Raw genomic sequence first — 1,306 nt, 5'->3', positions numbered from 1 at the left:
GCAATGGAGCCGTGACGCTCACCAATAGCACTGTGTCGGGTAATACGGCGAATTTTAATGGTGGTGGGATTTGGGGCAATAACGGAGGCACGATCGCCAATAGCACCATTACCAACAACACTGCCGATGCCGATAACAATGGCACAGCTGATGGTGGTGGGATTTTTCGTAATAACGGCACATTCACGATTAGAAACTCGATAATTGCAGGTAACTTTGACCGAGGATTGCAAGCCCCTGACTTGGGTAGTAGTACCGCAGGAGTAGGGTTTGCTAATGGTGGCAATAACTTAATCGGCGCAAATGATGGCTTTGCCGCAACATTTCCCACTAGCTCCCTCATCGGCACGATCGCAAATCCCATCAATCCGCAACTAGCCCCCCTTGGCAACTATGGCGGCACAACCCAAACCCATGCCCTCTTGCCCAATAGCCCAGCCCTAAATGCAGGGAATAACGCAGGCGTAGCCGCTACCGATCAACGCGGCGCAACCCGCATTTTTGGTGGCGTTGTCGATATCGGTGCATTTGAATTTCAAGGCTTTAGTCTCACCCCATTAGCTAACTCCACACCCCAAAGTACCAATATCAACACCAGTTTTGCTCAGCTTCTAGGCGTGCAAGTCACCGAAAACTTCGTGAATAGCCCCATTCCCGTACCAAATATTCTCGTTACCTTTGCGCCGTCATCTAGCAGTGCTAGTGGCTCATTTGCTGGTAATGCCAGCGTATTAACCAATAATCTTGGTATTGCCGTAGCTCCTACATTTACCGCAAATGGAGTTTCAGGCAGTTATACAGTAGCAGCGACAGCAACTGGATTTACTCCTGCATCCTTTTCACTGACTAATGCAGCCAATAAAGTTGATGGATTTGGTGGTGTATTTCCTAGTCGTGAGGATTTAGAAGGACGCGCTTCCAGATTAGACGAGCAAGATCTAGAAGTGAGTTTCTCACAGGTTCTCTGCCTTGACTCTTCCCTCGCCAATGTTCAGAATACTTCCATTCCAACTTGCAAAGGTAAATAGCATTCAAGCAATTAAAAAAATAGAACAAAATCCCTGTACGGGCAGGTTTAGAAACCATTTAAGAATTGTCTAGATCCCCCCCAGCCCCCCTTAAAAAGGGGGGAGAATTTAATTCTTCCCCCTTTTTAAGGGGGATTGAGGGGGATCTCTTAGAGCCTTTGACCGCAGAAAGTATAGTCGTTTTAAATAACTTGTAGACGGGCTTCGACTTCGCTCAGCCCTCGGTGTAAGCTAGCTGAGCGAAGTCGAAGCTGTAGTTTTTATTTGAATTATCTATA

General features: G+C 47.2%; 1 protein-coding gene. It reads left to right on the top strand.

Features of this window, described 5'->3' with window-relative positions; genetic code table 11:
- A partial coding sequence (locus AC805_RS26565; protein WP_331459104.1) for a choice-of-anchor Q domain-containing protein occupies positions 1 to 1,028 on the top strand: 1,028 nt, incomplete at its 5' end.
- Between the last annotated feature and the right edge of the window lie 278 nt (positions 1,029 to 1,306).

Source organism: Pseudanabaena sp. 'Roaring Creek', from assembly GCF_001402795.1.
In the GTDB taxonomy this organism is placed as follows: domain Bacteria; phylum Cyanobacteriota; class Cyanobacteriia; order Pseudanabaenales; family Pseudanabaenaceae; genus Pseudanabaena.
The sequence above is the reverse complement of the archived record's forward strand: the minus strand, read 5'-3'. Positions and strand labels throughout refer to the sequence as shown.